Raw genomic sequence first — 8,736 nt, 5'->3', positions numbered from 1 at the left:
TGGATTGACTTCAAACTGACCCTACTCCTGTTAGAGTAGGGGCGGGATGGTTTTGTCTTGGTTTTGTCTTTAGGCTCCAGCGGTCCATTAGTGCGTCAACTGGAGCAACGGCTGAAGGATCTCGGCCTGTACACCGGCGCCATCGACGGGATCTTCGGCGGCGGCGTCCAAAGCGCGACCAAGAACCTGCAGGCGTCGCGCGGTCTTCCAATCAACGGCATCGTCGATGAAGCGACCTGGCAGCTCTTATTTCCGGACCAGACCTCGATCGAAAATCAAATGCTGGCGCGACCGATTGCCAGCCGCTGCCTCGCACTGACCGGGTCTTTCGAAACGTCCCGCGGCGCTCCCGAATGCTTCTCAGCGCTGAATGGCAACTTCGATGGTCAGGGCATCAGCTTCGGAGCGTTGCAATGGAACCTCGGTCAGGCTACGCTGCAACCCATGTTGTCGGCCATGCTGGATCAACATGCTGAGGTGATGCAGTCGGTCTTTCACGATAACCTGGGCGGGCTTCAGACGATGTTAGACGCATCCGTAGAGAATCAACTCAACTGGGCCGCTTCCATTCAAGACCCTCATACCTTCGCTGTCTACGAACCCTGGAAAGGACTGTTTTCCGCATTAGGACGCACGCCCGAGTTTCAGGCCATCCAACTGGCGCATGCGACAAACTATCAACGGACGGCTTTGGCGCTATGCGCCGAGTACAAAGTGGTCACGGAACGCGCGCTGGCGCTGATGTTCGACATCGCGGTCCAGAACGGAAGCATCGAGAACAAGACGCGCATGTTAATCTTGGGCGATTTCGCGAAGCTCCCGTCGCATTCCGATCCCCTGGTAAGTGAAGTCGCGCGTCTGCAAATCATCTCGATTCGGAGAGCGGAAGCAGCCAAAGCAGCTTTTGTCGACGATATACGATGCCGCAAACTCACCATCGCCAACGGTCAAGGCACTGTCCACGGGATCTCTTATGACCTGGAGCAGCAGTTTGGGATCCGCCTCACGCCTTTCGATAGCTCTCAAACGTAGCGCGTATCCCGTCCGCATAGGGGGTCTTGTGAACCCCGCCCAGCAACTGCTGCAGCGCGCTGTCATCCATCAACACGGGATTGGTCACTAAGTAATGCATCTCCACCAACTCGCGCATGATCGGGTCGAATAGCCCGAGCAAACGGAGCATCGTCTTACCCACGACCCGAATCTTCGGTTTCCGTCCGGCCAGCGCGAAGACCTGATTCACGATCTCGCGCTGCGTGATGGAACCCGCGCCGGCTAAGTTCCACCACTTACCGTAAGCTTCCGGCTTATCAGCTAAGGCAAGCACCACCGGCCCCACATCGGGCACATAGACGAACTCATGCGGAACGTCAATGGGGCCGACCAGATTGGCCGTCCCACCCTTAGCCGCCGCTTGAAACAACGAGTCCAGGAAACTAGCTTTAACTCCGGGACCATAGAAGTCCGGTAGTCTCAGAATCGTTCCCTGGATCTTACCGGCCGCATGAGCCGCCAGGAGAACATCTTCCTGCGCCCTTCGCATTTTTCCTTTGAACGTGTGAGGCTCGCGGGGATGCGCCTCGGTCACGGTTGCACGAACCGGCCTGCCATACGGGTACACGGTGCCAATCAGCACGAGGCGCTTGACGCCCTCGGCAATCGCTCCGTCCAGCGTCTTCTGCATTACCTGAGGATGCAGCTCAAAGTGGTTATAAAGTACGCCGACCAGGTAGATCAGCGTATCCATCCCACGACACGCGGTGCGCACCGAAGCGGGGTCATCCGGATTCCAGGTGACGATCTCGGCGAGGCGATCGGTTCCGAAGGATTTCTCCAGACCGGCGCGGTCGCGGCCCACCACCCGGTACTCCGTACCCTGAGACCGCATCGCGGCGGCGATGCTGTTTCCAATCGCCCCGGCGGCCCCGATCAAAGCTGTTTGCGGTTTCATTGGCGGTCCCCGGTTTAATCGAACTCGAAATCGGAATCGGCCTGCTCGGGTCCCACGACGCCGGTGCGAATGTTGGCTTTGAAATAGTTTTCGCCGCGAATCGGGACGCCGGCCATGCGGCGCAGCAGCGCGATCTGGCCGATGTGCGTCAGCGTGTCGGCAATGGGCGCTTGCAGGATGCGCTCGGCGTCAACTGCGTCGGGGTCGGCGTTGGTCAGCGCGTCGTCAAAGGCTTTAAGTCCTGCGTGGAAGCGGGCGACTTCCTCTTTCCACGGGAGAGGCTTGGAGTCATGCCAGACTTGTTCCCTCCGCGTCAGGCCAACCGCCCAATCGAAGAGATCGCCCACATGGGCCAGGATCTGCACCGGGGTACGGATATCCGGGGCGGCTTTGAAATCGGCAAATTCGGGCGGAGCGCCGCGCACGGCTTTGTTTCCACGATAGGCGGCGGTCGCGAGGCTGTGTCGAAGGAACGCGATCTTTTCGGTCATCGCGTTATTCTCGCAAACCACGGCGTCGCAATAAAGAGTTTTTCAGCGGGGCGACTCGATGGGGTTGGCCTGTTCGGCGCCGAGCTGGGCGTACGACTCTTTCACGTTCACCACTTTGCTGCCGTTGAAGGTGACGAACGTGATTTTTCCGGGCGGGTGGCCGTAAATCCAGTCTTCAAGTTCATCGCCGTCCTTGGTTTCCCGCACCTTGCGATCCGGATGGCCAAGCGCAAGCAGCACCTGATCGCGATCCATTCCGGCCTGAGCGCGCTTGTCCGCGATGGCCTTGCGGATTTCCGGAGGAAGCGTCTCGGAGTAGAGTTTGGTGGCGGAATGTTTATCGAAGTCGAATAAAGGTTGAAGAAGTTTCTTGATCTCGGTCGAATCGAGTTCGCCGATCGGTTGGTGGAAGTCGAGCGCGATGATGGTGCCGGTGGTTGCCGTCGCGTTGCCGTGACCCACCGGGCTCATACCGCCCCCATTCGGGCCGCCCATGCCCACGGAGACGTGATCGTACCAGTGGCTGTTGTTCTTGTTGCCGCCGTTGATCTCGAACAGGATGCGCTCCTTCTCGATGACCAGTTTGGTGATCTGGACCTGATCGCCCAGACGCGCGGCGGGGCCGTTATCGCGAATCAGCGCGGCCCACTTCGGTTGGTCGTACTTGCCGGAGGCGTCGAAATCGAGCGGCTTCTTGGAGCGCGGTAGTGTTTCCTTGGTGATCGCATACTCCGCAGTCAGATTGCGGACGAGTTCGATCTTTTCGGTATCGGTGAGCCGGTCTTGACTGGAAAATGCGGGAACGGCAAGAAGAGCGGTGAGGCCGAAGAGCAACAGCCGAGTCATGTTTCACTCCGCGTTTCGTGGATCGTCTAATAGGATCGCACGCTGGCGGAAGATTCGCAGCTTCCACACGGCGACGGCCAGGACCGCGAGAGCGAGGGTGGTGAGCAGGCTGGCTTCAGGGCCGTAGTCGCCGCCCGACCAGAGGACGTCGGGACGCGTCCACGAAAGCGTGTAGTTCGTGACGTGCATGGCGATTCCGCTGATGTTCGCGCCCAGCAGAAGCAGCGTCAGATTCCAGCCGAAGTGCATGCCGAGGGGATACCAGATATCGTGCGAGCGGACGAATGCGTAACCGAAGAGGATCCCGAACCCGGCCGTATTTGCGAGACCGAGCAGCGAAGTATTCGGATTATTGCTGTGCATCAGGGCAAACAGGACGCCGATGGGGAGAACAGCGCTCCACGGCCCGAACGCGCGAAGCAGGATCTGAAAGCCGAAGCCCCGAAACAGGATTTCTTCACCGGCCGCGCCGAGCAGGAGCATGAACGGAACGAACATCTGCTCGCGCCAGTTGGCGCGCGCGCCGGAGACCGCGATTTCGTGGGCGTGGCCGATCCACAGAGGGGGAAGCACAACAAGGAGGGCGGCTAACAGGCCAAGGGCTGTCCCGGTCAGCGCGTTGAAGAGCGCCGGACGATTGGCGGGCATAGCCATTGCCTCCAGGCCTTTTTCTTCGAAAATGCGGAGGCACAGAAAGTTGGCGAACAGCGAAAACGAAAAGATGGCGAGGATCGAGCCGGCCAGCAGGTTGCCGACAAACAGAAACAGCCATCCGAAAAAGAAGACCGGCGCGTAGCAGAGGATGATGTACACGCCGGCCCGGATCAGGGGCTGGATAGGGTCGCGGGTCACGATACAGTGGTGCGGACGCCCCGGGCGGCTACGCGCGTGGCGAGCACGGTCGCGCCTTCGGCGAGGATCAGGCGCTCGACGCGTTCGCGGGCTTCGGGATCGATCAGGAACAGGACGCAGCCTCCACCGCCGGCGCCGCAGACTTTCGCTCCCGTTGCTCCGGCGCGACGCGTTGCGGTTACCAGCCGATCAATCAGTGGAGTCGTAATCCCGGGCAAGTTCCTTCTCCGATGGGCCCACTCCTCGCGCAGCAGACGGCCGGCTTCGGTCCAATCGCGGCGCAGCAGGGCGCAGCGCATCTGATTGGCGATGGCGGCGATCAAGTCGAAATTGCGATGCACCCTGCGATCCCCGTCGATATGCGCTTTCATCACTTCCCAGTTGTTGATACCGGAGTTCCGCGGCTCGCCTGTATAAGCAAGGACGAAACGGCTATCGAGTTCGTTCGGATCAACGTCGATTGCGGTGCGGCGGAGACCTTCGGGCAAAAGCTCGATGGTCGATACACCGCCGTAAAGCGCCGGATAATAATCCTGCGCGCCGGTGGGGACGCGGATCACGCGCGCTTCGATGTTCTGCGAGATGCGGCGGAGATGTTCCAGAGAGTAGCGGCGTCCGGTGAGCCGGTTGAGGGCTGCGGAGAGCGCGATCAGAAGAGCGGAGGAACCCGAGATACCGGCTCCGGCCGGGGCTTCGGATTCGGTTTCGATGGTGAGGCCGGGGAGTGCGGGGCTGCCTTGCGCAAAGAAATCGAGAGCCTGAGCGAGAAGGGTTAGCTGCAGGCTCGGCTTCGCGCGGCGGAGCGCGGATCGCATCTCATCGATCGACTCGAATTTCTCGCGCGCGTTGAGATCGCGCGAGGCGAGCACGATGCGGCGGTCGTCACGAACCGTTATCGCCGACTTGGCGTAGAGGTTGACGGCGAAATTGATGGTTACAGGTTGATCGTGAAACAGGTAAAGCGGCCAGATGTCGAGGGTGCCGCCGGCCAGATCGACGCGGCAGGGAGCCTTGGAAGCAATGCGCATAGGAGCCCCGTGGGGCAGTGTCCCTCACATGGTAGCGGAGGGGCAGTCCAGGCGCCCTCGCAGCCAGGTAACTTACCGGCTGCAGAGCCGCACTGAGTACAGAGCCGCACCGAGTACAGAGCCGCGCGCGTCAGCAAGCGGTGTCTTCGACTACCAAGAGCTCTTAGCTGGCCAGATAGCGGCGCCACGCGTCCACGGACGCGGCGTTGTGCCTGGCGAGAGCGCGATAGCCATCGCGCGGGGCGTTGCGGTCGCGGATCAGGCGCTTCCCGACGGCCGCGATCTCGACGGCATCGTCCGGGTTCGCCATCCAGTTTTTCGGCACCCAGTCAATCGCGGGGGAGACGACGCTGGGGACGCCTTCCGCGATGCCGTCGGCCGTGACTCCGTTGAAGCTTTCGGTAAAGCTGGGCTGCATCATGAGGTTCATGCGGCGGATGATGCGGCGGAATTCCAGCCATGGCTGCCAGGATTCCTCAATGAGATGGATACCGCCGACGTTCGCACACATCTCGCGGACGCACTGCAGGACGCCCGAACCGCCTTCTTCGCGGCCGCACGAAATGTGAATGGTCGTTGGGACGTTGAACTCGCGGCCGATCTGGATGGCTGCCCAGGCGGCCGTCATGAGATTCTTCAGCAAGCGGGTCGCTCCAAAAATGCCGATCTGGAGATCGCCGCCCGCCCACGGCTGCCGTTGACGCTCAATGGGCCCGTCCAGATAGTAAAGATTGGGTAGTAGAGTACATGCCGCGCCATAAGTGGCCGTCACGGCATCGCAAAACTTCTCGCAGTTACCGGCTAAGTGGAAGTTACCGATGCGGCGTTCCAGCTCCATCTGTTCGCGCATGACTTTGACCGCCCACTTATCAGCCTGCAGGAAGCCGACGTTGCTATGAAAGACCACAGCAAACTGGATGCGCGGAAACTCGCGGCAGAGGGATTCGAGGAACGGAGTGTCGATATAAGGCGCGCAGAGTACAACGTGAGTCACGCCGGGCCAGCCATTTTGCCGCAACTTATCGCGGACATAGTAACCATCCACGACGGGAAGCGCATCGGCATTGAACCCGTGTTCCACGAGAACTTCGGCCGCGTTACCGGCGGTGACGCCTAATCCGATATGAGAGGCCTGCGGATTATCGACCTTGGGGTTTTTGAAAGCAATGATGATTCGCAACGAGGGTTCCTTTGTGAGCAATCCGCGAGCTTGTGAGCGTGGGCGAAGAATCTTGTGACCAAAGAGAAGAAAGCCCGCTTCGGATTTGACTCCGTGAAAGGCAGAATAAGCGGGCTTTCGGATTTCGGGACGAACCGGCCACAACGGCTGGCCCCGATCTCTGGTTTGAGGGTAAACGCTACCCGGCGGACCGGCGGCTTAATTAAAGGCTAAGTACCTGACGGGAAATGGAATTCCGCTTAGGCGAGGCCGGTGACTAGCCGAATGCGAGAGCTATATCCAGAGCGATCAGGAGCAGCAGTTTGGCCTCGATCGGCGCAAACCGTTTGTGTTCGACGCCTTTGGGGACGACGAACATTTCGCCGGCTTTCAGGTTAACGGCGCGATCCCGGAAGGAGACCCATGCTCCTGGTGTTGCTCGAACTTGCGTTCGAAGTTGAGGGGACCCGCGGGGTTCATCTGCTCACGGATAATTGACGGTGGATGGCGATCGAACCGTTCACATTGGCCGGCGAGCACGTTCGGATCGAGCCGCTTGACGTCAGGCACATTCCGGGCTTGGCGGGTGCGGCGGCGGCCGATTCGATCGCTTTATGAGTGGAGTCTGGTCCCGCAAGGCGTGCCGGAGATGACCCGGTATGTCGAGACCGCCTTGAGTTGGCGGGATTCGGGAACGGCCCTGCCTTTCGCGATCGTGCGTCAACGCGACGGCGAGGCGATCGGGTCGACGCGCTTTTGGAATATCGAGCATTGGGCGTGGCCGCCCGAACATCCGAGGCAGGGCCGCGAACATCCGGACGCCTGTGAGATCGGGTATACATGGCTGGCGGCTTCCGCGATCCGCACAGGCGCGAATACCGAGGCGAAGCTTCTGATGCTGACTCACGCGTTCGAAGTCTGGGGCGTGCTGCGGGTTTGCTTGCATACCGACGTGCGCAACGAGCGCTCGCGGAGAGCGATCGAGCGAATCGGCGGGAAGTTTGAAGGCGTGCTTCGGGCGCATCGCATGGCGGCCGATTTTACTCCGCGAGACTCAGCTCGCTATTCGATTCTGCACGGCGAATGGCCGGAAGTTAAGCTGCGATTAGGTAAGTGAGCAGCACGGGATGGGTGCGCCTAATCTGTACGTTTCACCGGCGATGGAATGTCTCGTCACGCTTGCCGAGTGGCTGGCGCAGAGGGTTTCGAAAACGCTGGGGACCTCTCTGCTCGCTTCCATCTCGAAGAGCTGCTCCCGAAGGTCGAACGAAAATGGTCCATGGCGGTATAAGACGAACCGGAATCCTGCAGGAATGAGAAAGGCAGATGGCCCAGATCGTGACAGAGCGCAGCCATCCGAGCCGTTTGCCGCCAATACGCGAGATCGAGAGAGCCGGCAATAGGACCACACCCCGAGGAATTTCAGGGTGAACGTTGGCTGGCTGGGTGACAACGTCGAAAATCCGCGAAGCAAGTTCCATCACGCCGAGGCAGTGTTCAAACCGGGTATGACACGCACCCGGATACACCAGATACGTCATCGCAAGCGGATGTCGGTTTCAAAGCCGCTGATAGGGGTCTGAATCCACCACGGCTCGTTCTGCGGAATCCAACCTTACGAAAGTGTGAACCGGGTCGCGGATCTCCGATCCATGAACCGCCACTCCACCCTTTACCCCAAGCGCGATAATGGAACCTCCCCCGCCACTCGCGCATGGAATTCGTCGAACAGCTCAAATCGTCGGTCGATATCGTCACCGTAATCGGCGAATACGTGCGCCTCAAGAAGGTCGGCACGCGCTATACCGGCTTGTGCCCGTTCCATAACGAGAAGACACCGTCGTTCTCGGTGAACCCGCAGCATCAGTTCTTCAAGTGCTTCGGATGCGGCGAAGGCGGCGACCTCATCGGCTTCGTCATGAAGTACGAAAGCCTCAGCTTCTACGAGGCGATCAAGTCCCTATCGGAGCGCTTTGGTATCCCGATGCCGAAGCGCACCGCGTTCTCGGATGACGACACCAAAGCCCGCGCCGCGATCTACCGCATTCACGAAATCGCCGAAGCCGAATTCCGCCGCCAGCTCAACAGCGATGCCGGACGCCAGGCGCGCGGCTATCTCGAAAAGCGCGGCGTCACGCCCGATGCCGCCGCTGCCTTCGCCATCGGATACGCCCCGTCGGGCGTCATCACGCGCGTGCTGCAGCGCGAGAATTTTACCCCGCAGGAGATGGAAGACTCGGGCCTGCTCCTCAAGCGTGAGGACGGCTCGTTCTACGAACGCTTTCGAAACCGCCTGATCTTTCCCATCCACAATGAGAGCGGCAAGCCCATCGCTTTCGGCGGACGCGCTCTCGATCCCGAAGATCAGCCCAAATACCTCAACTCGCCCGAGACCAAGATCTACCGCAA

General features: G+C 60.2%; 9 protein-coding genes. 3 read left to right on the top strand and 6 right to left on the bottom strand.

Translation table 11 applies throughout. From position 1 onward, the window contains the following. The first annotated feature begins 57 nt into the window (after positions 1 to 57). Positions 58 to 1,032, top strand: coding sequence for a peptidoglycan-binding domain-containing protein (locus H1Y01_RS19310; RefSeq protein ID WP_180542491.1), 975 nt, complete (start codon positions 58 to 60; stop codon positions 1,030 to 1,032). Here the strand turns inward: H1Y01_RS19310 and H1Y01_RS19305 are convergent. The 6 genes from H1Y01_RS19305 to H1Y01_RS19280 form a co-directional block, all read right to left on the bottom strand. Beyond that, positions 1,004 to 1,951, bottom strand: coding sequence for an NAD-dependent epimerase/dehydratase family protein (locus H1Y01_RS19305; RefSeq protein WP_180542488.1), 948 nt, complete (start codon positions 1,949 to 1,951; stop codon positions 1,004 to 1,006). The two genes, H1Y01_RS19310 and H1Y01_RS19305, sit on opposite strands and share 29 nt — an antisense overlap. Before the next feature lie 14 nt (positions 1,952 to 1,965). After that, complete coding sequence (locus tag H1Y01_RS19300; RefSeq protein WP_180542485.1) at positions 1,966 to 2,442, bottom strand: hypothetical protein; 477 nt, start codon at positions 2,440 to 2,442, stop codon at positions 1,966 to 1,968. A 42-nt stretch (positions 2,443 to 2,484) separates the two neighbouring features. Beyond that, on the bottom strand, positions 2,485 to 3,288 hold the full coding sequence (locus tag H1Y01_RS19295) for a hypothetical protein (protein ID WP_219341703.1): 804 nt from the start codon (positions 3,286 to 3,288) through the stop codon (positions 2,485 to 2,487). A 3-nt stretch (positions 3,289 to 3,291) separates the two neighbouring features. After that, the gene (locus H1Y01_RS19290) at positions 3,292 to 4,140 is read right to left on the bottom strand and encodes a CPBP family intramembrane glutamic endopeptidase (RefSeq protein ID WP_180542483.1); all 849 of its coding nucleotides are present in this window, start codon (positions 4,138 to 4,140) and stop codon (positions 3,292 to 3,294) included. Then, entirely contained in the window at positions 4,137 to 5,168 is a 1,032-nt protein-coding gene (locus H1Y01_RS19285) for a GHMP family kinase ATP-binding protein (RefSeq protein WP_180542481.1), read from the bottom strand. Before H1Y01_RS19285 ends, H1Y01_RS19290 begins: the two co-directional genes overlap by 4 nt. Positions 5,169 to 5,331: 163 nt before the next feature. After that, entirely contained in the window at positions 5,332 to 6,348 is a 1,017-nt protein-coding gene (locus H1Y01_RS19280; protein WP_180542479.1) for a glycosyltransferase, read from the bottom strand. Between the two features lie 535 nt (positions 6,349 to 6,883). Here H1Y01_RS19280 and H1Y01_RS19275 point away from each other — a divergent pair. Both H1Y01_RS19275 and H1Y01_RS19270 read left to right on the top strand, forming a co-directional pair. Beyond that, positions 6,884 to 7,444 (top strand): GNAT family N-acetyltransferase, encoded by a 561-nt coding sequence (locus tag H1Y01_RS19275; RefSeq protein WP_219341702.1) that lies wholly within the window; start codon positions 6,884 to 6,886, stop codon positions 7,442 to 7,444. Between the two features lie 597 nt (positions 7,445 to 8,041). Then, positions 8,042 to 8,736 (top strand): DNA primase (locus H1Y01_RS19270; protein ID WP_257644480.1); only part of this gene is annotated, 695 nt, incomplete at its 3' end.

Origin of the sequence: Nevskia soli, assembly GCF_903970205.1 — a bacterium.
GTDB lineage: Bacteria > Acidobacteriota > Terriglobia > Bryobacterales > Bryobacteraceae > Bog-113.
This window is presented reverse-complemented; position numbering and strand designations above follow the sequence as displayed.